Annotated in this window: 21 protein-coding genes; 11 read left to right on the top strand and 10 right to left on the bottom strand. The window is 68.0% G+C overall.

From position 1 onward, the window contains the following. The first annotated feature begins 13 nt into the window (after positions 1-13). Complete coding sequence (locus tag MMB92_RS07655; protein ID WP_034200997.1) at positions 14-841, top strand: carbon-nitrogen hydrolase family protein; 828 nt, start codon at positions 14-16, stop codon at positions 839-841. 85 nt (positions 842-926) lie between these two features. Beyond that, positions 927-2,393 carry a metalloprotease TldD gene (tldD, locus tag MMB92_RS07650; protein WP_006489294.1) on the top strand — a complete coding sequence of 489 codons (1,467 nt, stop codon included), beginning with the start codon at positions 927-929 and terminating at the stop codon, positions 2,391-2,393. 177 nt (positions 2,394-2,570) lie between these two features. Here the strand turns inward: tldD and MMB92_RS07645 are convergent, their stop codons facing one another. Next, a complete protein-coding gene (locus MMB92_RS07645; protein ID WP_006497499.1) occupies positions 2,571-2,792 on the bottom strand; it encodes a hypothetical protein in 222 nt (73 codons plus the stop codon). Here MMB92_RS07645 and aroG point away from each other — a divergent pair. The 3 genes from aroG to MMB92_RS07630 all read left to right on the top strand — a co-directional run bounded on the left by aroG (position 2,791) and on the right by MMB92_RS07630 (position 4,629). Next, complete coding sequence (gene aroG / locus MMB92_RS07640; RefSeq protein WP_006489288.1) at positions 2,791-3,864, top strand: 3-deoxy-7-phosphoheptulonate synthase AroG; 1,074 nt, start codon at positions 2,791-2,793, stop codon at positions 3,862-3,864. The two genes, MMB92_RS07645 and aroG, sit on opposite strands and share 2 nt — an antisense overlap. A 109-nt stretch (positions 3,865-3,973) precedes the next feature. Next, complete coding sequence (locus MMB92_RS07635; RefSeq protein ID WP_006489304.1) at positions 3,974-4,243, top strand: type II toxin-antitoxin system Phd/YefM family antitoxin; 270 nt, start codon at positions 3,974-3,976, stop codon at positions 4,241-4,243. Then, positions 4,240-4,629 (top strand): type II toxin-antitoxin system VapC family toxin, encoded by a 390-nt coding sequence (locus tag MMB92_RS07630; protein WP_062884106.1) that lies wholly within the window; start codon positions 4,240-4,242, stop codon positions 4,627-4,629. Before MMB92_RS07635 ends, MMB92_RS07630 begins: the two co-directional genes overlap by 4 nt. 73 nt (positions 4,630-4,702) lie before the next feature. Here the strand turns inward: MMB92_RS07630 and hmpA are convergent, their stop codons facing one another. Beyond that, on the bottom strand, positions 4,703-5,911 hold the full coding sequence (hmpA, locus tag MMB92_RS07625) for an NO-inducible flavohemoprotein (protein ID WP_125332825.1): 1,209 nt from the start codon (positions 5,909-5,911) through the stop codon (positions 4,703-4,705). Positions 5,912-6,005: 94 nt separating this feature from the next. Next, on the bottom strand, positions 6,006-6,557 hold the full coding sequence (locus MMB92_RS07620; protein WP_006489302.1) for a cob(I)yrinic acid a,c-diamide adenosyltransferase: 552 nt from the start codon (positions 6,555-6,557) through the stop codon (positions 6,006-6,008). 136 nt (positions 6,558-6,693) lie between these two features. On the opposite strand from MMB92_RS07620, the gene MMB92_RS07615 reads away from it, so the two are divergent. The 6 genes from MMB92_RS07615 (at position 6,694) to proC (ending at position 13,833) form a co-directional block, all read left to right on the top strand. After that, the gene (locus MMB92_RS07615) at positions 6,694-8,103 is read left to right on the top strand and encodes an FAD-linked oxidase C-terminal domain-containing protein (RefSeq protein WP_034201002.1); all 1,410 of its coding nucleotides are present in this window, start codon (positions 6,694-6,696) and stop codon (positions 8,101-8,103) included. A gap of 37 nt (positions 8,104-8,140) precedes the next feature. Further along, on the top strand, positions 8,141-9,634 hold the full coding sequence (locus MMB92_RS07610; RefSeq protein WP_006497501.1) for an FAD-linked oxidase C-terminal domain-containing protein: 1,494 nt from the start codon (positions 8,141-8,143) through the stop codon (positions 9,632-9,634). A gap of 183 nt (positions 9,635-9,817) precedes the next feature. Next, positions 9,818-10,906 carry a glycolate oxidase subunit GlcE gene (glcE, locus tag MMB92_RS07605; RefSeq protein WP_277562624.1) on the top strand — a complete coding sequence of 363 codons (1,089 nt, stop codon included), beginning with the start codon at positions 9,818-9,820 and terminating at the stop codon, positions 10,904-10,906. Between the two features lie 7 nt (positions 10,907-10,913). Next, positions 10,914-12,140: a glycolate oxidase subunit GlcF gene (gene glcF, locus MMB92_RS07600; protein WP_059721649.1), complete on the top strand. Its 1,227-nt coding sequence runs from the start codon at positions 10,914-10,916 to the stop codon at positions 12,138-12,140. Between the two features lie 128 nt (positions 12,141-12,268). Beyond that, a complete protein-coding gene (locus MMB92_RS07595) occupies positions 12,269-12,967 on the top strand; it encodes a YggS family pyridoxal phosphate-dependent enzyme (protein ID WP_059721650.1) in 699 nt (232 codons plus the stop codon). Between the two features lie 53 nt (positions 12,968-13,020). Beyond that, positions 13,021-13,833, top strand: coding sequence for a pyrroline-5-carboxylate reductase (proC, locus tag MMB92_RS07590; protein WP_212268239.1), 813 nt, complete (start codon positions 13,021-13,023; stop codon positions 13,831-13,833). 101 nt (positions 13,834-13,934) lie between these two features. On the opposite strand, the gene ubiA is transcribed toward proC, so the two are convergent. The 7 genes from ubiA to recG form a co-directional block, all read right to left on the bottom strand. Further along, positions 13,935-14,798 carry a 4-hydroxybenzoate octaprenyltransferase gene (gene ubiA, locus MMB92_RS07585; RefSeq protein ID WP_034201004.1) on the bottom strand — a complete coding sequence of 288 codons (864 nt, stop codon included), beginning with the start codon at positions 14,796-14,798 and terminating at the stop codon, positions 13,935-13,937. Between the two features lie 207 nt (positions 14,799-15,005). Then, positions 15,006-15,494 carry a non-specific DNA-binding protein DpsA gene (dpsA, locus tag MMB92_RS07580; RefSeq protein WP_006483665.1) on the bottom strand — a complete coding sequence of 163 codons (489 nt, stop codon included), beginning with the start codon at positions 15,492-15,494 and terminating at the stop codon, positions 15,006-15,008. A 138-nt stretch (positions 15,495-15,632) separates the two neighbouring features. Continuing rightward, the gene (locus MMB92_RS07575; protein ID WP_006483662.1) at positions 15,633-15,803 is read right to left on the bottom strand and encodes a hypothetical protein; all 171 of its coding nucleotides are present in this window, start codon (positions 15,801-15,803) and stop codon (positions 15,633-15,635) included. A gap of 110 nt (positions 15,804-15,913) precedes the next feature. Continuing rightward, positions 15,914-18,100 carry a catalase/peroxidase HPI gene (katG, locus tag MMB92_RS07570; RefSeq protein WP_060263311.1) on the bottom strand — a complete coding sequence of 729 codons (2,187 nt, stop codon included), beginning with the start codon at positions 18,098-18,100 and terminating at the stop codon, positions 15,914-15,916. A 101-nt stretch (positions 18,101-18,201) separates the two neighbouring features. Beyond that, entirely contained in the window at positions 18,202-18,330 is a 129-nt protein-coding gene (locus MMB92_RS07565; protein ID WP_006483667.1) for a hypothetical protein, read from the bottom strand. 392 nt (positions 18,331-18,722) lie between these two features. Further along, the gene (locus tag MMB92_RS07560) at positions 18,723-19,682 is read right to left on the bottom strand and encodes a LysR substrate-binding domain-containing protein (protein WP_006483664.1); all 960 of its coding nucleotides are present in this window, start codon (positions 19,680-19,682) and stop codon (positions 18,723-18,725) included. Between the two features lie 136 nt (positions 19,683-19,818). Further along, positions 19,819-22,024: ATP-dependent DNA helicase RecG (gene recG, locus MMB92_RS07555; protein ID WP_277562623.1), on the bottom strand; the 2,206-nt coding region annotated here is incomplete at its 5' end.

Genomic DNA, 22,024 nt, shown 5'->3' with positions numbered 1-22,024 from the left:
AACCGATTCCGCGATGACCGACCACGCCCGTTCCGCCACGCCCTTCCAGGTCGCCGCGCTGCAGATGGTGAGCACGCCGGACGTCACACGCAATCTCGCCGAAGCGCGCCGCCTGATCGCGGAAGCCGCCGGCGAAGGCGCGCAGCTCGTGCTGCTGCCCGAGTATTTCTGCTTCATGGGCCACCGTGACACCGACAAGCTCGCGCTCGCCGAACCGTACCGGGACGGCCCGATCCAGCAGTTCCTCGCCGACGCCGCGCGCCGCCACGGCATCTGGGTGATCGGCGGCACGCTGCCGCTGAAGGCGCCCGAACCCGATCGCGTGCTGAACACGACGCTCGTGTTCGATCCGTCCGGCAACGAAGCCGCGCGCTACGACAAGATCCACCTGTTCAACTTCGAGAAAGGCGACGAATCGTTCGACGAGGCGCGCACGATCCGCGCGGGCGACACGGTCGTCGCGTTCGATGCGCCGTTCGGGCAGGTCGGCCTGTCGGTCTGTTACGATCTCCGCTTTCCGGAGCTGTATCGCCGCATGGGCGACTGCGCGCTGATGGTCGTGCCGTCGGCGTTTACGTATACGACGGGCCGCGCACACTGGGAAACGCTGCTGCGCGCGCGGGCCGTCGAGAACCAGTGCTACGTGCTCGCGGCCGCGCAGGGCGGCAAGCACGAGAACGGCCGGCGCACGTGGGGCCACAGCATGCTGATCGACCCGTGGGGCGAGATCGTCGCGGTGCGCGACGAGGGCGCCAGCGTCGTGCTCGGCGCGATCGATCCGCAACGCATCGCCGACGTACGCCAGAGCCTGCCTGCGTGGCGGCACCGCGTGCTGACCTGAATCCGCCGCACCGCTTGAAACGCCGCGCGGCCCACCCATCTGCCCGGCAGCACCCGACAACTTTTTGAGAAACCCCGATATCCGCATGAACATCATCGAACCCGGCATCCGCAATCTCGCGCTGGCGAAGGACATCCTGCTCACGCCGTACGGCCTCGACGAAAGCCTGCTCACGCGCACGATCGCCGACATCTTCACGCATCGCGTCGACTACGCGGACCTGTACTTCCAGGCAACCCGCAGCGAAGCGTGGAGCCTCGAGGAAGGCATCGTCAAATCGGGCAGCTTCAGCATCGACCAGGGCGTCGGCGTGCGCGCGGTCGCGGGCGACCGCACCGCGTTCGCGTACTCGGACGACCTGTCGCCCGAAGCGATCGCGCAAGCCGCCGCCGCCACCAAGGCGATCGCGGCGGCCGGCGGCGGCCGCCAGAAGATCAAGGCAGCCACGTCGCTGACGGGCATCTCGGGCCGCGACCTGTACCTGCCGTCCGACCCGCTCGCGTCGCTCGACGCGACGGCCAAGGTCAAGCTGCTCGAACGCATCGAGCAGATGGCGCGCGGGCGCGATCCGCGCATCACGCAGGTGATGGCGGGCCTCGCCGGCGAATACGACGTCGTGCTGGTCGCACGCAGCGACGGCGCACTCGCGGCCGACATCCGCCCGCTCGTACGCGTGTCGGTGACGGTGATCGCCGAGCAGAACGGCCGTCGCGAGATCGGCTCGGGCGGCGGCGGCGGCCGCTTCGACTACGGCTACTTCACCGACGACGTGCTGTCGCGCTACGTCGACGACGCCGTGCACGCGGCGCTCGTCAACCTCGATGCACGTCCCGCGCCGGCCGGCGCGATGACGGTCGTGCTCGGGCCGGGCTGGCCGGGCGTGCTGCTGCACGAGGCGATCGGCCACGGCCTCGAAGGCGACTTCAACCGCAAGGGCTCGTCCGCGTTCGCGGGCCGGATCGGCGAGCAGGTCGCCGCGAAGGGCGTGACGGTGGTCGACGACGGCACGCTGCCGAACCGCCGCGGCTCGCTGAACATCGACGACGAGGGCAACCCGACGCAGTGCACGACGCTGATCGAGGACGGCATCCTGAAGGGCTACATCCAGGACACGCTGAACGCGCGCCTGATGAAGATGCCGGTCACGGGCAACGCGCGGCGCGAGTCGTACGCGGCGCTGCCGATGCCGCGCATGACGAACACCTACATGCTGAACGGCGACAAGGATCCGCAAGAAATCATCGCGTCGGTGAAGAACGGCCTGTACGCGGTGAACTTCGGCGGCGGCCAGGTCGACATCACGAACGGCAAGTTCGTGTTCTCGGCGTCTGAGGCGTACATGATCGAGAACGGCAAGATCACCTACCCGGTGAAGGGCGCGACGCTGATCGGCAGCGGCCCGGAATCGCTGAAGTACGTGAGCATGATCGGCAACGACATGTCGCTCGACACGGGCGTCGGCGTATGCGGCAAGGAAGGCCAGAGCGTGCCGGTCGGCGTCGGCCAGCCGACCCTGCGGATCGACAAGATGACGGTCGGCGGTACGGCATAACCGCATCGCGGCGCAGACAATCCGCGCAGTTTGACGAAAACGCGCGGATTGTCCGCATTTTCGACGGTTCCCGGTTGCCAGCCGGACGGGGACGGGGTATAAATTCCGAATCAACTTTTTTGACGAGCCGAATTTCCGTCATGTCCGCCAAGTTTTACTTTTACTTTTTTTGGTATCTCAGACCGCTGGCGGATCGAGAGGGTTGATGGCGCGTAAAGCGCAACCGAAATTCCCGAAAAAACCGCCGGCGAACCCGGCGGTTTTTTTTCGCCCTTCGCCAGCCGGTCGCCGCCGCAGCCGTTCAGCAGCCCCGACCGACACCACTGAATCGCCCGAATCGATGAATCTGCCGCACGCCCACTGACCGAACGGCGCCCGGAAAATGAGGAGAAACAGCATGCCCCCGCACAACACCGACGACGTCCGCATCCGCGAACTCAAGGAACTGACGCCGCCCGCCCACCTGATCCGCGAATTCGCGTGCTCCGAAGCCGCGTCCGAGCTGATCTACCACTCGCGCCAGTCGATGCACCGCATCCTGCACGGGATGGACGACCGGCTGATCGTCGTGATCGGGCCGTGCTCGATCCATGACACGAAGGCGGCGATCGAATACGCGGGCCGGCTCGTGAAGGAACGCGAGCGCTTCAAGGGCGAACTCGAAATCGTGATGCGCGTGTACTTCGAGAAGCCGCGCACGACGGTCGGCTGGAAGGGGCTCATCAACGATCCGCACCTCGACAATAGCTTCAAGATCAACGAAGGGCTGCGCACCGCGCGCGAGCTGCTGCTGCAGATCAACGAAATGGGGCTGCCGGCAGCAACCGAATACCTCGACATGATCAGCCCGCAGTACATCGCCGACCTGATCTCGTGGGGCGCGATCGGCGCGCGCACGACCGAGTCGCAGGTGCACCGCGAACTCGCGTCGGGGCTGTCGTGCCCGGTCGGCTTCAAGAACGGCACCGACGGCAACGTGAAGATCGCGGTCGACGCGATCAAGGCCGCGTCGCAGCCGCACCATTTCCTGTCGGTGACGAAGGGCGGCCATTCGGCGATCGTGTCGACGGCCGGCAACGAGGACTGCCACGTGATCCTGCGCGGCGGCAAGGCGCCGAACTACGACGCGGACAGCGTGAATGCCGCGTGCGCGGACATCGGCAAGGCCGGCCTCGCCGCGCGTCTGATGATCGACGCGAGCCATGCGAACAGCTCGAAGAAGCACGAGAACCAGATTCCCGTGTGCGCCGACATCGGCCGCCAGGTCGCGGCCGGCGACGAACGCATCGTCGGCGTGATGATCGAGTCGCACCTGGTCGAGGGCCGTCAGGACCTGAAGGAAGGCTGCGCGCTGACCTACGGCCAGAGCATCACCGACGCGTGCATCGCGTGGGACGACAGCGTGAAGGTGCTCGAAGGCCTCGCGGAATCGGTGAAGGCGCGCCGCGTCGCGCGCGGCAGCGGCAACTGAAGGACGCGTACGGCCTCGCCTGGCGGCAGATTGGCCACCCGGCCAGCCTGCGGTCGGCGTGTCGCCTTGCCTGACTAGCTAACACTACCTAGCTAATCAGAGGCCGACCATGCCGACCGTCAACATGCACGATGCCAAGTCGCGGCTTTCGAGCCTCGTCGAAGCGCTTGAATTGGGGCGGGAGTCCGAAGTCGTGATCGCCCGCAATGGGCATCCGGTCGCCCGGATCGTTCCTTACGCCGCGCCGAAGCGGATCGGCGCAGCCCGTCAGCTGCTGGCCGGATTGAATATCCCGACAAGCGTCGACGCATTCAATGCCGGCGATGAATCGATCGCCGCCGACTTCGATGCCAGCTCGGATCACGGGCTCGCGCCGTGAAGCTGCTGCTCGACACGCACATCGCGCTCTGGGCGGCTGAAGGCGCGCCGCAACTGTCGGCAACCGCGGCCGCGTTGATCGAACATCCCGAAAACACGCTGTACGTCAGCGCCGCGTCAATTTGGGAAATCGCGATCAAATACCGCACAGGCAATCTGCCCGTCCATCCGAGAGATGCACGTTCGGCCTTTCGGCTTGCGGGTTTTGCGGAGTTGCCGATCAGCAGCGATCACGTCGAAGGCGTCGCCGTACTGCCCGACTTTCCCGATCATGCCGATCCATTCGACCGCATGATGGTCGCGCAGGCACTCCATGAAGGGACACCGCTGATCAGCGCCGATGCCAAGGTGTGGCGCTATCACCCCACCTTGATGCTGCGCGCCTGACGCGCCATCCGCAACGAAAAAGCCCGGCTCGCGCCGGGCTTTTTTTATTGGCCGGAGACCATCGGTACGCGCATCACTCGAGCGCGCCCGAACCGAAGATCTCGGTGTTCACGCGCTCCGGCGCGACGCCCAGCGCGACGAGCGCGTCGCGCTGGGCCTTCATGAACGCGACCGGCCCGCAGATGTAGTAATCGGCGTCCGCCACCAGCGCGTACTGCTGCACGCGCTCCGGCGTGAGGCGCCCTTCGAGGTCGTGGTCGATGCCGACGCGATCGTTCGGGCCGACCAGTTCGTACAGCACCGTGCGTTTCACGTTCGCGTGTTCGCCGACGGTGTCGTTCAGCCAGTCGCGGAACGCGTGCACCGCGCCCGAACGGCAGGCGTGGATGAACCGCACGTCGCGCGGGCTGCCCGCCGCGATCAGCGCCGACGCCATCGACATCATCGGCGTGATGCCGACGCCGCCCGAGATCAGCACGACCGGCGTATCCACGTCGCGCTTCAGCGAAAAGTCGCCCATCGGCGCGGTGACTTCGACGATCGCGCCCTCTTCGACGCCATCGTGCATCAGCGTCGACACCTTGCCGGCCGGAATCGCTTCCGGCTTGCCGGCCTCGCGCTTCACCGAGATGCGCAGCCACTTGCCGTGCGGCGCATCGGACAGGCTGTACTGGCGCGGCTGGTCGACGCCGAGCTCGCCGACGAAACGCTTCACCGTGACGTACTGGCCCGGCTCGAACGTCGGTGCTTCGCCGCCGTCGGCGGGCGTCAGGTAGAACGACGTGATCTCGTCGCTTTCACGCACCTTGCGCGCGACCTTGAACGGACGGAAGCCGCTCCACGCGGCGTTCGCGTACAGATCGGCCTCGGCGCCGATCATGATCTGCGCGAGCTGGCCGTATGCGACGCGCCAGGCTTCGAGCGTGTCGGCATCGACCGCGTCGCCGAGCACCTCGACGATCGATGCGAGCAGGTTCTCGCCGACGATCGGGTAATGCTCGGGGCGGATGTTCAGGCTCGCGTGCTTGTGCGAGATGCGCGACACCGCGCCGCCCAGCGCGCCGAGGTTGTCGATGTTCGCCGCATACGCGTAGACGGCCTTCGCGAGCGTCTCGGGCTGGCTGCCGGTCTTCTGGTGCGTCTGGTTGAACAGGTTCTTCAGTTCCGGATGACGCGCGAACATGCGCTGGTAGAAGTGCTTCGTGATCGTCGCGCCGTGCTCGGCGAGGACGGGGGCGGTGGCCTTCACACGGGCCATCTGGTCAGCGGTGATGTGGGTCATGTTCGTTCTCCGTTAAACATGCATAAACAATACATGTTTAAAAACGGACGTCCCCCGGGCAAATTGTCGCAGTGCGCAAAAACGCGACGGCGGGCTAGCGGACGCGCCCGCGTTCCCACAGCACGTCGGCGCCGCCGCCGGCGCGGTTCAGCACGCGCGCCAGCACGAACAGCAGGTCGGACAGCCGGTTCACGTACCGCCGCGGTGCGTCATTGAGCGTGTCGCTACGCCCGAGCGCGACGATCGAGCGCTCCGCACGGCGGCACACGGTGCGGCAGACGTGCGCGAGCGACGCCGCGCGCGAGCCGGCCGGCAGGATGAATTCCTTCAGCGGCGGCAGCGTCGCGTTGTAGTCGGCAAGCCACCGGTCGAGCCGGGCGAGATGCGTGTCGTCGAGCACCGCGTGGCCGGGAATGCACAGCTCGCCGCCGAGATCGAACAGGTCGTGCTGGATCGTGACGAGCGCCGCGCGGACGTCGTCCGGCAGCGTCTCGGCCAGCAGCACGCCGAGATTCGAGTTCAGTTCGTCGACGTCGCCGATCGCGGCGATCCGCGCGTCGTCCTTGCCGATGCGCCGCCCGTCGCCGAGGCCGGTGGTGCCGTCGTCGCCCGTGCGCGTCGCGATCTTGCTCAAGCGGTTGCCCATGCGAATGTCCTCTCGTGCGCGGCCGCCACGCGGCCCGGTTGGCTGGAACGCGATTATCGCAGCCCGCGGCGGCAGGCGCAGCGGACGTTACAGCGTAGAATGGGCCGACAGTTCGACAAGCAGTCAGGAGACATTCGTGAATCACCCTGCCCCGCCGGCCGCCACGCGCCGCCCGCTGCCCCCCGCCATGCTCGATGCACTGCGCGCCGCCTTCGGCGAGCGCGTGTCGACCGCCGACGCGGTCCGCGCCCATCACGGCCGCGACGAATCCCCGTTCGATCCGCAACTGCCCGACGCCGTCGTGTTCGCGCACAGCACCGACGACGTGCGCGAGGTCGTGTCGCTGTGCTCGCTCTACAGCGTGCCGCTGATTCCGTACGGCGCCGGCTCGTCGCTCGAAGGCCACCTGCTCGCGGTGCGCGGCGGCGTGTCGCTCGACCTGTCCGAAATGAACCGCGTGCTGTCGATCAACGCCGAAGACCTGACCGTGACGGTCGAGCCGGGCATCACGCGCAAGGCGCTCAACGAAGCGCTGCGCGACACCGGCCTGTTCTTCCCGATCGATCCGGGCGCCGACGCCAGCATCGGCGGGATGACCGCGACCCGCGCATCGGGCACCAACGCCGTACGCTACGGCACGATGCGCGAGAACGTGCTCGGCCTGACCGCGGTGCTCGCGGACGGCCGCGTGGTGAAAACCGGCTCGCGCGCGCGCAAGTCGTCGGCCGGCTACGACCTCACGCGCCTGTTCGTCGGGTCCGAAGGCACGCTCGGCGTGATCACCGAGATCACGCTGCGCCTGCACCCGCTGCCCGAGGCCGTGTCGGCCGCGATCTGTACGTTCCCGACGATGGGCGACGCGGTGCGCACGGTGATCGAGACGATCCAGATCGGCGTGCCGATCGCGCGCGTCGAATTCGTCGATGCGCTCGCGGTGCGCTCGATCAACCGTCACTCGAACCTGACGCTGACCGAGGCGCCGACGCTGTTCTTCGAGTTCCACGGCACCGATGCCGGCGTGAAGGAACAGGCCGAACTCGTGCAGGCGCTCGCCGGCCAGAACGCCGGCCAGGGCTTCGAATGGGCGACCCGTCCCGAGGATCGCACGCGGCTCTGGTCCGCACGCCACAACGCGTACTTCGCGATGCTGCAGTTGAAGCCCGGCTGCCGCGCGGTGACGACCGACGTGTGCGTGCCGATCTCGCAGCTCGCCGCGTGCGTCGAGGAAACCGAGGTCGACCTGCGCGCGTCGTCGCTGCCCTGCCCGATCGTCGGCCACGTCGGCGACGGCAATTTCCACGTCGCGATCCTGATCGATCCCGACAAGCCCGAGGAACTCGCCGAAGCCGAACACATCAACGACCGGATCGTCGAGCGCGCGCTGCGCCTGGGCGGCACCTGCACGGGCGAGCACGGCGTCGGGCTGCACAAGATGCGCTTCCTGCCGAAGGAGCACGGCGACAACGCGATCGACACGATGCGCGCGATCAAGCTCGCGCTCGATCCACGCAACCTGATGAATCCAGGCAAGATTTTCACGTGCTGACCGGCGGCGCGAGCTCGCGCCTCACGCAGGAGACTTCATGAACGCTCCCGTCGAACTGTCGAGCGCCGCACGCGCGCAGCGCCAGCGCGAAGTCGTGCAGGCGCTGATGGCCGTGCTGCCGACGCACTGCCTGCTGTACCGCGACGAGGACACGGCGCCGTACGAATGCGACGGCCTGTCCGCGTACCGCCGGCTGCCGCTCGCGGTCGCGCTGCCCGAGACGGAATCGCAAGTGCAGCGGATCGTGCAGATCTGCCGCCGCATGGAAGTGCCGATCGTGCCGCGCGGCGCCGGCACGAGCCTGTCGGGCGGCGCGCTGCCGATCGCGCTCGGCGTCGTGCTGTCGCTCGCGCGCTTCACGCGCATCGTCGAAGTCGACCCGTACGCGCGCACGGCGACCGTGCAGCCCGGCGTGCGCAACCTCGCGATCTCGGAAGCGGCCGCGCCGTACGGCCTGTATTACGCGCCCGACCCGTCGTCGCAGATCGCGTGCACGATCGGCGGCAACGTCGCGGAAAACTCCGGCGGCGTCCACTGCCTGAAATACGGGCTGACCGTGCACAACGTGATGCGCGTGCGCGCGGTGACGATCGACGGCGAGGTCGTCGAATTCGGCTCGCTCGCGCTCGACATGCCGGGCCTCGACCTGCTCGCGGTGATGATCGGCAGCGAAGGGATGTTCGCGATCGTCACCGAGGTCACGGTGCGGCTGATCCCGAAGCCGCAGACCGCGCAGCTCGTGATGGCGAGCTTCGACGACGTCGTCAAGGGCGGCGAGGCGGTGGCAGCGATCATCGCGTCGGGCATCATCCCGGCCGGGCTCGAGATGATGGACAAGCCGGCCACGCAGGCCGTCGAGGCGTTCACGCACGCGGGCTACGACCTCGACGCGAAGGCGATCCTGCTGTGCGAATCGGACGGCACGCCGGAAGAAGTCGCCGAGGAAATCGTGCGGATGACGGCCGTGCTGCGCGAACACGGCGCGACGCGCATCCAGGTGTCGCGCAACGAACATGAACGGCTGCGCTTCTGGTCCGGCCGCAAGAACGCGTTCCCGGCCGCCGGGCGCATTTCCGCCGATTACTACTGCATGGACGGCACCGTGCCGCGCCGCGCGATCGGCCCGCTGCTCGCGCGCATCGAGCAGCTCGAAACGCGCTACGGGCTGCGCTGCATCAACGTGTTCCATGCGGGCGACGGCAACATGCATCCGCTGATCCTGTACAACGCGAACGATCCGGACGAGCTGCACCGCGCCGAGCAGTTCGGCGCGGAAATCCTCGAATGCTGCGTGGAATTCGGCGGCAGCGTGACGGGCGAGCACGGTGTCGGCATCGAAAAACTCAATTCGATGTGCGTGCAGTTCTCGCCGCAGGAGCGCGACGCGTTCTTCGCGGTCAAGCGCGCGTTCGATCCGGCCGGGCTGCTGAACCCGGACAAGGGCATCCCGACCCGTGCGCGCTGCGCGGAATACGGTCGCCAGCACGTGCGCGGCGGGCTGTTGCCGCACCCCGACCTGCCGCGCTTCTGAGCGGCGTGCGGGCCGTGGCCCGCACCGGTGGCCGCGGTCCGCGGGTCTGCCGCGCCCGCGCGGCGCGTTCGCGCGCCGGCGCGAGCCTGCCGCACGCGATACGGGGCTTAGGGATAGTCGCGATGTGGAATCGCGCCACCCCGGTACAATCGACCGGACAACGAGACGAGAAAGCAACGGAACATGGAAGAGGACGACATCGTCGCCGGATGGGCCGAGCGCATCCGCGCCGCCAGTGCCGACGGCCGGCCGCTGCGGATTCGCGGCGGCGGCACCAAGGACTGGTACGGCCAGGCGCTCGAGGGCGAAATACTCGACACGCGCGCGTTTCAGGGCGTCGTGTCGTACGACCCGGCCGAACTCGTCGTCACGGTCCGCGCGGGCACGCCGCTCGCGCAGCTTGAAAACGTCCTCGCCGCGTGCGGCCAGATGCTGCCGTTCGAACCGCCGCATTTCGGGCGCGCGGCCACCGTCGGCGGCTGCGTCGCGGCCGGTCTCGCGGGCCCGCGCCGCGCCACCTGCGGCGCTCCGCGCGATTTCGTGCTCGGCACCACGCTGATGAACGGCCGCGGCGAGATGCTGCGCTTCGGCGGGCAGGTGGTGAAGAACGTCGCCGGCTACGACGTGTCGCGGCTGATGGCCGGCGCGCTCGGTACGCTCGGGCTGATGCTCGACCTGTCGATCAAGGTGCTGCCGATGCCCGTCGCCGAAGTCACGCTGAAGTTCGAGATGACCGCGACCGACGCGGTGCGCAAGCTCAACGAATGGGGCGGCCATCCGCTGCCGGTCAGCGCGAGCGCGTGGCGCAACGGCACGCTCGTGCTGCGCCTGTCGGGCGCGGAAGCCGCCGTCAAATCCGCGAAAACGCTGCTCGGCGGCGAAGTCGTCGACGCGGTCGAGGCCGAGCGTTTCTGGTCCGGCCTGCGCGAGCACACCGACCCGTTCTTCAACGGCATCCCGCCCGGCTACGCGCTGTGGCGCCTGTCGCTGCCGTCGATCACCGAACCGATGCACCTGCCGGGCACCCAGTTGATGGAATGGGGCGGCGCGCAGCGCTGGTGGATCACCGACGCCGACGCGCAAACCGTGCGCATGAGCGCGAAGCAGGCCGGCGGCCATGCGACGCTGTTCCGCGCGGGCGACACCTACGACCGCAGCGCGGGCGTGTTCACGCCGCTGCCGGCGCCGATGATGAAGATCCACCGCGGGCTGAAAAGCGCGTTCGATCCCGCGCGCATCTTCAATCGCGGCCGGCTTTACCCTGAGCTCTGAGGGCTGGATGCAAACGAATCTCGCCGATTTCATCCGCAATACGCCCGACGGCGACGAGGCCGACGCGATCCTGCGCAAGTGCGTGCACTGCGGGTTCTGCACCGCGACCTGCCCGACCTATCAACTGCTCGGCGACGAACTCGACGGCCCGCGCGGCCGCATCTACCTGATCAAGCAGATGGTCGAAGGCGCACCCGTCACGCGCAGCACGCAACAGCATCTCGACCGCTGCCTCACCTGCCGCAGTTGCGAGACGACCTGCCCGTCCGGCGTCCAGTACGGCCGGCTCGTCGAGATCGGCCGCAAGCACGTCGAAGCTCAGGTGGAGCGCCCCGCGCAGCAGCGGCTGATGCGCCGCATGCTCGCGAGCGTCGTGCCGAACGCCGCGCTGTTCTCGCCGATGATGCGGCTCGGCCAGCACGTGCGGCCGCTGCTGCCGAAGCGGCTGCGCGACAAGGTGCCGCCGCGCACGCGGCTGCTCGAATGGCCGCACCGCACGCATCCGCGCAAGATGCTGATGCTCGGCGGCTGCGTGCAGCCGTCGATGCTGCCGAACATCAACATCGCGACCGCGCGCGTGCTGGACGCGCTCGGCATCGAGACGGTCGTCGCGCCCGACGCGGGCTGCTGCGGCGCGATCCGCCTGCATCTGAACTATCACGACGAAGCGCTCGACGACGCACGTCGCAACATCGACGCGTGGTGGCCCCACGTCGAACAGGGCGCCGAGGCGATCGTGATGAACGCGTCGGGCTGCGGCGCGACGGTGCTCGAGTACGCGCACCTGCTGCGCGACGATCCGGCCTACGCGGAGAAGGCGCAGCGCATCGTGTCGCTGACGCGCGACATCTCCGACGTGCTGCTCGCGTTCGAGGCCGAACTCGCGACGATCGCGCGGCGCCGCGCGATCCATACGGTCGCCTACCACCCGCCGTGCACGCTGCAGCACGGTCAACAATCGCGCGGCAAGGTCGAGCGCCTGCTGGAGACGCTCGGCATCGACGTGCGGCTGCCGGCCGACAGCCATCTGTGCTGCGGCTCGGCCGGCACCTACTCGCTGACGCAGCCGTCGCTGTCGTACCGGTTGCGCAAGCAGAAGCTGCTGAAGCTCCAGGCGCTCGAGCCGCAGATGATCGTGTCCGGCAACGTCGGCTGCATCGCGCACCTGCAAAGCGGCACGCAGGTGCCGGTCGCCCACTGGGTCCAGCTCGTCGAGCATCTGCTGTACGGCTAGGGGCTGTTCGCGCTCGTAACGGGCGCGCGCGGCGTCCGTATAATGAGCGGATCGATGCGCTGCGGATCGCGACGCATCGGCTTCATGCCCGCTTCCGTGCCGCTCCCGTGCCTGCTTCCGTGCCCGTCATGTCCGATCTCGCCGCCCGTCTCGACTCCGTTCACCGCCGCATCGCCGACGCCGCCCGCGCGGCCGGCCGCGATCCCGCCACCGTCGCGCTGCTCGCCGTGTCGAAGACGTTCCCGGCCCACGACGTGCGCGCCGCGCATGCGGCCGGCCAACGCGCCTTCGGCGAAAACTACGTGCAGGAATCGATCGACAAGATCGACGCGCTCGCCGACCTGCGCGCGAGCCTCGAATGGCATTTCATCGGCCCGCTGCAATCGAACAAGACGCGCCCCGTGGCCGAGCGCTTCGACTGGGTCCATTCGGTCGACCGGCTGAAGATCGCGCAGCGCCTGTCGGAACAGCGCCCCGCGCACCTGCCGCCGCTCAACGTGTGCGTGCAGGTGAACATCAGCGGCGAGGCGTCGAAGAGCGGCGTCGCGCCGGCCGACGTGGCCGAAGTCGCGCGGGCGGTCGCCGCGCTGCCGTCGCTGCGGCTGCGCGGCCTGATGGCGATTCCCGAACCGGCCGACGACCCCGACGCGCAACGCGCGCCGCATCGCGCGCTGCGCGCGTTGTTCGACACGTTGCGCGCCGGCGGCTTGCCGCTCGACACGCTGTCGATGGGCATGTCCGCCGATCTCGATGCCGCCGTGCTCGAAGGCGCGACGATCGTGCGCGTCGGCACCGCGATCTTCGGCGCACGCGATTACTCGCACTGAACGCCGCGCCCTTTTCCGCCTTTCCGTTCACTCACTCGCTCATTCCCGACATCATGAAAATCGCATTCATCGGCGGCGGCAACATGGCCGCGGCCCTGATCGGCGGCCTGATCAAGCGCGGCGTCGCCGCGGACGGCCTGTATGCCATCGACGTCAACGAAGAAGTCCGCGCGCGCGCGGCACAGCAATTCGGCGTGCACACCGGCGCGGCGATCGACGCGACGCTCGCCGATTACAACGCGATCGTGCTCGCGGTGAAGCCGCAGGTGCTGCACGACGTCGCGCAGGCGCTGGCGCCGCACCTGAAGTCGCAGCTCGTGATCAGCATCGCGGCCGGCATCCGCGGCACGGATCTCGCCCGCTGGCTCGGCGGCTACGCGCGCGTCGTGCGCACGATGCCGAACACGCCCGCGCTGGTCGGCATGGGCGTGACGGGCCTGGCCGCGCTGCCGGGCGTCGACGCCGCCGGCCGCGAACTCGCGTCGAACGTGCTCGGCGCGGTCGGCGAGATCGTGTGGTTCGACGACGAAGCGCAGCTCGATGCGGTCACCGCGATTTCGGGCAGCGGCCCCGCGTACGTGTTCTATTTCATCGAAGCGCTGCAGGAAGCCGCGCGCCGCCTCGGCATGAACGACGAGCAGGGCCGCGCGCTCGCGGTCGCGACGTTCACCGGCGCCGCGCAACTGGCCGCGCAGTCGGGCGAGCCGGCCAGCGTGCTGCGCGAACGCGTGACGTCGAAGGGCGGCACGACGGCCGCCGCGCTCGCGGCGTTCGACGCGCAGGGCGTGAAGGACGCGATCGTGCGCGGCGCGCTCGCGGCCGAAGCACGCGCGAAGGAAATGGGCGACGAGCTCGGCCGCGCGTAAGCGTGACGGCGGCACCGGTCATGCCGGCGCCGGATGTAAAAAAAGCGACCGTCAGGTCGCTTTTTCGTTGGCGCCGCGAGAAAAAGCGCGCGGTGTGTCGTTCAGTTGCCCGCCAGCAGGTAATGCGCGGCGATGCCCGCGAACAGCACGCCGCCCAGCCAGTTGTTGTGGCGGAACGCCGCGAAGCACGGCATCCGTTCGCGGTCCTTGATCAGCGTGTAGTGATACAACGCGCAGCCGAGCGCCGCCGCCCAGCCCACCCAGTACGCGGGACCGAAGCCGAGCGTCACGCCGATCCACACGTAGATGCCGAGCGTCATCGCATAGCACGCCATCACGGCCGCGACGTCGAAACGACCGAACGTCAGCGCGGACGTGCGGATGCCGATCTTGATGTCGTCGTCGCGATCGACCATCGCATATTCGGTGTCGTACGCGACCGACCAGAAGATGTTCGCGACCAGCATCACCCACGCCAGCATCGGCACCGTATCCTGCACGGCCGCGAACGCCATCGGGATGCCGAAGCCGAACGCGATGCCGAGATACGCCTGCGGAATCGCGAAGAAGCGCTTCATGAACGGATAGGAGCCGGCGACGAACAGCGCGACGACCGACAATTGTTTCGTCAGCGTATTGAGCGGCAGGATCAGCAAAAACGCGATGAACGACAGCCCGACCGCGATCGCGACGGCTTCCCATGCGTGGATCTTGCCCGACGTCAGCGGCCGGTCGGCCGTGCGCTTCACGTGACGGTCGAAATCGCGGTCGGCGTAGTCGTTCATCGCGCAGCCGGCCGAGCGCATCAGCAGCGTGCCGAGCGTGAAGATCACGAGCAGCGGCCAGCGCGGGTGGCCGTCCGACGCGATCCACAGCGCGTTGAGCGTCGGCCACAGCAGCAGCAGGCTGCCGATCGGCTTGTCCATCCGGACGAGCCGCAGATACAGGGGAAAGCGGGCAAGCATGGCGAAGCACCGGGAAGAGAATCCCGGCATTTTAGAGCCGAGCGGTGCTTCGCGTCATGTCGGCGCGCCGCGCGGCCGGTGACCGCAGCGGGCCGGCGGGCCACCGCGACCCGCTACGCGCGGCCACGCAGCGGCGCGCATCAATCCGGGGACAGATGCAAAGCCGCTCCGAAGCAGGCCGGCCTGCCGTCCCCGGCCGCGTGCGGCTTACGCGAGCAGCGACCGCAGCATCCATGCGGTCTTTTCATGCGTCTGCAGGCGCTGGGTCAGCAGGTCCGCGGTCGGCTCGTCGCTCGCCGCATCGGCGATGGGGAAGATTTCACGCGCGGTGCGCACGACCGCCTCGTGCCCTTCGACGAGCTGACGGATCATTTCCTCGGCGGCCGGCACGCCCTTCGCTTCCGGCACCGACGACAGTTTCGCGAACTCGCCGAACGTGCCGGGCGCGACGACGCCCAGCGTGCGAATGCGTTCCGCGACGGAATCGACCGCGAGCCACAGTTCGTTGTACTGCTCCTCGAACATCAGGTGCAGTGTGTTGAACATCGGTCCGGTCACGTTCCAGTGGAAATTGTGGGTCTTCAGGTACAGCGAAAACGTATCGGCGAGCAGGCGCGACAGGCCGTCCGCGATGTTCTTGCGGTCCTTGTCGCTGATACCGATGTTGATCTGCGTGGCGTTGCCTTTCTTGGCCATCTTCGGGACTCCTCATTCGAAATGTTGAACCGGCGAAAATGCGTCGAGCAATCCGCATGCCGCGTCGCGCGGCATCCGTTCGCGACTCGCCAGTCTAGCGTCGCGAAATCGTCGCTGCCCTCGCTGCCATCGTTGTCGTCAGCCGCCTGCGGCCGACACGACCGGCGCGAGCGCGTGCAGCGCCTGCGAGACCAGCTCCACCGCCCCGCCGACGACGATCGCGAAGCCGACGGCGTAGCGCGCCAGTTCGACCGGCGAGCGCAGAATGGGCGACGCGGCGGCACGCATGTTGAGCATCATTTGCGTCATGGTCACTCCTTCGACAAGACATCGTTCAGAGAAGAAACGGCCGGTCGTTCGACCGGCCGTTTCAGGTTACTGCATCACTGCTTTACTGCATCACCGCATCACGGCCAGGTTCATGCGAGGTCGAAGCGGTCGAGGTTCATCACCTTGTTCCAGGCGGCGACGAAGTCGCGCACGAACTTCTCCTGCGCATCCGCGCTGCCGTACACCTCGGCCAGCGCGCGCAGTTGCGAGTGCGAGCCGAAGATCAGGTCGACGCGCGTGCCCGTCCACTTGACCGCGCCCGTCGCGCGATCGCGCCCTTCGAACACGTCGTTCGCGGCCGACACCGGCTTCCATTCCGTGCGCATGTCGAGCAGGTTCGCGAAGAAGTCGTTCGACAGCGTGCCCGGACGATCGGTGAACACGCCGTGCTTCGAGTCGCCGACGTTCGCGCCGAGCACGCGCAAGCCGCCGACCAGCACGGTCATCTCCGGCGCCGTCAACGTCAGCAGTTGCGCCTTGTCGACCAGCAGCGCCTCTGCCGGCGTCTTGTACGGGTGCTTCAGGTAGTTGCGGAACCCGTCGGCGAGCGGCTCGAGCACGGCCATCGCGTCGACGTCGGTTTCTTCCTGCGACGCATCCATCCGGCCCGGCGCGAACGGCACCGTGATCGCGATGCCCGCGTTCTTCGCCGCCTGCTCGACGCCGGCCGCACCGGCCAGCACGATCAGGTCGGCCAGCGACACCTTCTTGCCGCCCGTCTGCGCATCGTTGAACGCCTTCTGCACGCCTTCGAGCGTTTCGAGCACCGCCGCCAGCGCCGCCGGCTGGTTCACTTCCCAGTCCTTCTGCGGCGCGAGGCGGATGCGCGCGCCGTTCGCGCCACCGCGCTTGTCCGACCCGCGGAACGTCGCCGCGGACGCCCAGGCGGTCGACACGAGCTGCGACACCGACAGGCCCGTGGCCAGCACCTTCGCCTTCAGCGCGGCGACGTCGGCGTCGTCGATCAGCGGATGATCGACGGCCGGAATCGGGTCCTGCCACAGCAGGTGTTCCGCCGGCACTTCCGGGCCGAGGTAGCGCGAGCGCGGACCCATGTCGCGGTGCGTCAGCTTGAACCACGCACGTGCGAATGCGTCGGCGAATTCGGCCGGGTTCTCGTAGAAGCGGCGCGAGATCTTTTCGTAGGCCGGGTCGAAACGCAGCGACAGGTCGGTCGTCAGCATCGTCGGGCGATGCTTCTTCGACGCGTCGTACGCATCGGGAATCACCTCGTCCGCATCCTTCGCGACCCACTGGTGCGCGCCGGCCGGGCTCTTCGTGAGCTCCCACTCGTAGCTGAACAGGTGCTTGAAGAAGTCGTTGCTCCACTTCGTCGGCGTCGAGGTCCACGTGACTTCGAGGCCGCTCGTGATCGTGTCCTTGCCCTTGCCGGTGCCGAAGGTGCTCTTCCAGCCGAGCCCCTGCTCCTCGAGGCCCGCGGCTTCCGGCTCGGGGCCGACGTTCGAGGCCGGGCCGGCGCCGTGCGTCTTGCCGAACGTGTGACCGCCCGCGATCAGCGCGACCGTTTCCTCGTCGTTCATCGCCATCCGCGCGAACGTCTCGCGGATGTCGTGCGCGGCGGCGACCGGGTCGGGGTTGCCGTCCGGACCTTCCGGGTTCACGTAGATCAGGCCCATCTGCACCGCGGCGAGCGGGCTTTCGAGCTCGCGCTTGCCCGTGTAGCGGCTGTTCGGGCCGCCGCTCAGTTCCAGCCAGATCTTTTCCGAGCCCCAGTAGACGTCGTCCGGTTCCCACGTGTCGACGCGGCCGCCGGCATAGCCGAACGTCTTGAAGCCCATCGATTCGAGCGCGACGTTGCCGGTCAGGATCAGCAGGTCGGCCCACGAGATGTTGCGGCCGTACTTCTGCTTGATCGGCCACAGCAGGCGACGCGCCTTGTCGAGGCTCACGTTGTCCGGCCAGCTGTTGAGCGGCGCGAAGCGCTGCTGCCCGCCGCCCGCGCCGCCACGGCCGTCGGCCGTGCGGTACGTGCCCGCGCTATGCCACGCCATGCGCACGAACAGACCGCCGTAGTGGCCGAAGTCGGCCGGCCACCAGTCCTGCGACGTCGTCATCAGCGCGTGCAGGTCCTGCTTCACCGCGGCGAGATCCAGCTTCTTGAACGCCTCGGCGTAGTCGAAATCCGGGTCCATCGGATCGGACAGCGCCGAATGCCGATGCAGGACGTTGAGGTTCAGCTGATTCGGCCACCAGTCCTTGTTCGTCGTGCCGCTGCCTGCGGTGTGGTTGAACGGGCACTTGGTTTCGTTCGACATGCTTTTTCTCCTTTACTTGCTCGTAGGCCCCCACGTGCCGGGCGCGGTTCGTGGAGCATTGCGGGGGGTAAGAAACGGAACAGGCGGCTTCTCCTGTCGTACTACGGGATGTCGTGCGCGGCCTTCGGCACGCGTTCCCGCTGCAACGCGCCGCAGGCGGGGCGCTCGGGGACGCGGCGGCCGGCAGTCGTCATGCCGGCGCGGCGGGTGGTTTTTCGGGTATCGGACATGCAATGCTCCCTCATGGCTTGACGGCGGGTGAATCGGGGGAACAGGACCGGTGCGCGGCGGCACTCATCCGCCATACACACGGTCCGCCAGGTACGCGAACGCAATCGGACGCAGGCCGCGAACCGCCGCCCTGGCGCGATGTACGACCATGTCGCGCGACGGGATGTTCCGTTGCGCGTGCTGCAATACCGACCGCATCATGACATCCTCCTTTGACGTTTGCATTCAACGTGCATCCCGCACGTCGGCTACGACGCCGATCCATGTAGAGGATTCTATCTACATCTATCAATTATTTGAATTTGATAAATTTCATCTATGCGATAGGGAAAAATAAACGGGGTCGCAAGGCCCCGTTCATCATGCCGCCACACCCGCATGCGCGGGTGCGTCAATTCATCGTGGCCGGCATGTCGAGCTTCGCGACGCCGGGCAGCTCGCAGGCAGAGATGGCGTCGCTGATCGCGTCGATCGCGGGCATCCGCGTGAAGCTCTTGCGCCATACGAGCACCACACGCCGATCGGGCACCGGTTCGTTGAACGGCACGTACGACAGCAGTTCGGCATCGGGACCGTTCGCGCGCGGGCCGATCTCGGCGACCGACATCCGCGGCAGCACCGTGATGCCGACGCCGCTCGCGACCATGTGGCGAATGGTTTCGAGCGACGAGCCCTCGAAGGTCTTCTGGATGCCGTCGGCCGTCTGCGAGAAGCGCATCAGTTCCGGACACACGCCGAGCACGTGATCGCGGAAGCAGTGGCCGTTGCCGAGCAGCAGCATGGTTTCCTGCTTCAGGTCCTCGGCGTCGATCTCGTCGCGCTTCTCCCACGGGTGGCCCGCCGGCAGCGCGACGACGAACGGCTCGTCGTACAGCGGCCGCACCATCAGACCGGTTTCGGGGAACGGCAGCGCCATGATCGCGGCGTCGATCTCGCCCTGCTTCAGCAGTTCGAGCAGCTTCAGCGTGTAGTTCTCCTGCAGCATCAGCGGCATCTGCGGGACACGCTGGATCATCTGCTTGACGAGCGTCGGCAGCAGGTACGGCCCGATCGTGTAGATCACGCCGAGGCGGAACGGGCCGACGAGCGGGTCCTTGCCCTGCTTCGCGATCTCCTTGATCGCGAAGGTCTGCTCCAGCACGCGCTGCGCCTGGGTGACGATCTGGTCGCCGATCGGCGTCACGCTCACTTCGCTCGCGCCGCGCTCGAAAATCTGCACGTTGAGCTCGTCTTCGAGCTTCTTGATCGCCACCGAGAGCGTCGGCTGGCTCACGAAGCACGCTTCGGCCGCGCGGCCGAAATGCCGCTCGCGCGCAACCGCGACGATGTATTTCAATTCAGTCAGCGTCATTGTGGGTCAATCAGAGATATACAGGCGATAGGTTTAATTTATACACCTGTTGGCACCGGTTCGCCAAGTTTCTCTGCATCGCAAGGCGTCGATTGGCGTCGATCGGCGGCTTTCGATCCGGCCCCGGGCCGCTCGATCAGGCCTTCAGGTACTGTTCGCGCGCGCCGAGCCAGCGCGCGAGATGCTGCGTGACGACCTCCGGGTACGCGGCAATCAGCCGCGCCGCGGCCTCGCGGGCCGGGTCGATCAGCCAGCCGTCGGTCTCGAGGTTCGCGAAACGCAGCATCGCCGCGCCCGACTGGCGCGCGCCGAGGAATTCGCCCGGGCCGCGGATTTCGAGGTCGCGCCGCGCGATCTCGAAGCCGTCGGTCGTCTCGCGCATCGTCTTCAGCCGCTCGCGGCCGGTGAGCGACAGCGGCCCGCTGTACAGCAGTACGCACACCGACGCCGCGGTGCCGCGCCCGACCCGGCCGCGCAGCTGGTGCAACTGCGCGAGGCCGAAACGTTCCGCGTGCTCGATCACCATCAGCGACGCGTTCGGCACGTCGACGCCCACCTCGATCACCGTCGTCGCGACCAGCAGCTGCACTTCGTTGCGCGTGAACGCCTCCATCACGGCCGCCTTGTCGGCCGGCGACAGCCGGCCGTGCACGAGCCCGACCTTCAGCTCGGGCAGCGCCGCGGCCAGCGTCTCGTAGGTTTCGACGGCCGTCTGCAACTGCAGCGTCTCGCTCTCCTCGATCAGCGGGCACACCCAGTACACCTGGCGCCCGGTGAGCGCGGCCTCGCGCACGCGGGCGATCACCTCGTCGCGCCGCGCGTCGCCGACGACGCGCGTCAGCACCGGCGTGCGGCCGGGCGGCAACTCGTCGATCGTCGACACTTCGAGATCCGCGTAGTACGTCATCGCGAGCGTGCGCGGAATCGGCGTGGCCGACATCATCAGCTGGTGCGGCTGAAAGTCGCGCGCGCCGTTGGCCGCGTTCGCGGCCTTCGCACGCAGCGCGAGACGCTGCTCGACGCCGAAGCGGTGCTGCTCATCGACGATCACGAGGCCGAGCCGCGCGAATTCGACCGTGTCCTGGATGATCGCGTGCGTACCGATCACGAGCTGCGCGGTGCCGAGCGCGGCCGCCTCGATCGCCGCGCGCTTCTCCTTCGCCTTCAGGCTGCCCGCGAGCCACGCGACCGTGACGCCGAGCGGCTCGAGCCATGCGCGCAGCTTGCGCGCGTGCTGTTCCGCGAGGATTTCGGTGGGCGCCATCAGCGCGGCCTGGTAGCCGGCGTCGATCGCCTGCGTGGCGGCCAGCGCCGCGACGACCGTCTTGCCGCTGCCGACGTCGCCCTGCAGCAGCCGCTGCATCGGGTGCGCGAGCGTGAGGTCGTGCGCGATCTCGTCGACGACGCGCGCCTGCGCGCCCGTCAGCGTGAACGGCAGCGCCGCGTAAAGGCGCGTGGTCAGCGCGTCGGCATCGCGCGCGGTGCGGCGCGGCATCGCGGGCGCGGCTCGCGTGCGGCGCTCCTCGTGCGCACGCTTGAGCGACAGCTGCTGCGCGAGCAGTTCCTCGAACTTGATGCGCGTCCACGCCGGATGCGAGCCGTCCATCAGCGCGGCTTCGTCCGAATCGACACGCGGGTGGTGCAGGATGCGCACCGCCTGCTCGAGCGTCGGCACGTCGAGCGGCTTCAGGTAATCGCGCTGGATCTCTGGCGGCAAGAGCTCGGGCAGCGGCGTGCGCTCGACCGCGTTCTCGATCGCCTTGCGCAGATACGCCTGCGACACGCCGGCCGTGCTCGGGTAGACGGGCGTGAGCACCTGCGGCAGCGGCGCATCCGCTTCGACGACGCGCACGGCCGGATGCACCATCTCCATCCCGAAAAAGCCGCCGCGCACGTCGCCGCGCACGCGCAGCCGCTGGCCGACGGCCATCTGCTTGACCTGCGACCCGTAGAAATTCAGGAAGCGCAGCACGAGCTGCTCGCCGTCGTCGTCCCGGATCTTCACGACGAGCTGGCGGCGCGGCCGGTACGCGACCTCGTTGTCGAACACGACGCCTTCGGTCTGCGCGATGCTGCCCGGCAACAACTCGCCGATCGGCGTGAGCGTGGTCTCGTCCTCGTAGCGCATCGGCAGATGCAGCACGAGATCGATCGAACGCGTGAGCCCGAGCTTCGCGAGCTTGTCGGCGGTCTTCACCGGCTTGTCGGCGGCCGGCTTCTTCTTGCGCTTCGCACCGGCCGCGCCTGCCTCGTCGCTCGCGGCGGCGCCGTCGGCGTCGGGCGCGGCGGCCGCGGGCTGCGCGAGCCGGCCGTCGGCGCCGCGCTTCGGGCCGGCGCGACGC

The sequence above is a fragment of the Burkholderia sp. IO2 genome (genome assembly GCF_029522185.1).
GTDB lineage: Bacteria > Pseudomonadota > Gammaproteobacteria > Burkholderiales > Burkholderiaceae > Burkholderia > Burkholderia cenocepacia.
The sequence above is the reverse complement of the archived record's forward strand: the minus strand, read 5'-3'. Positions and strand labels throughout refer to the sequence as shown.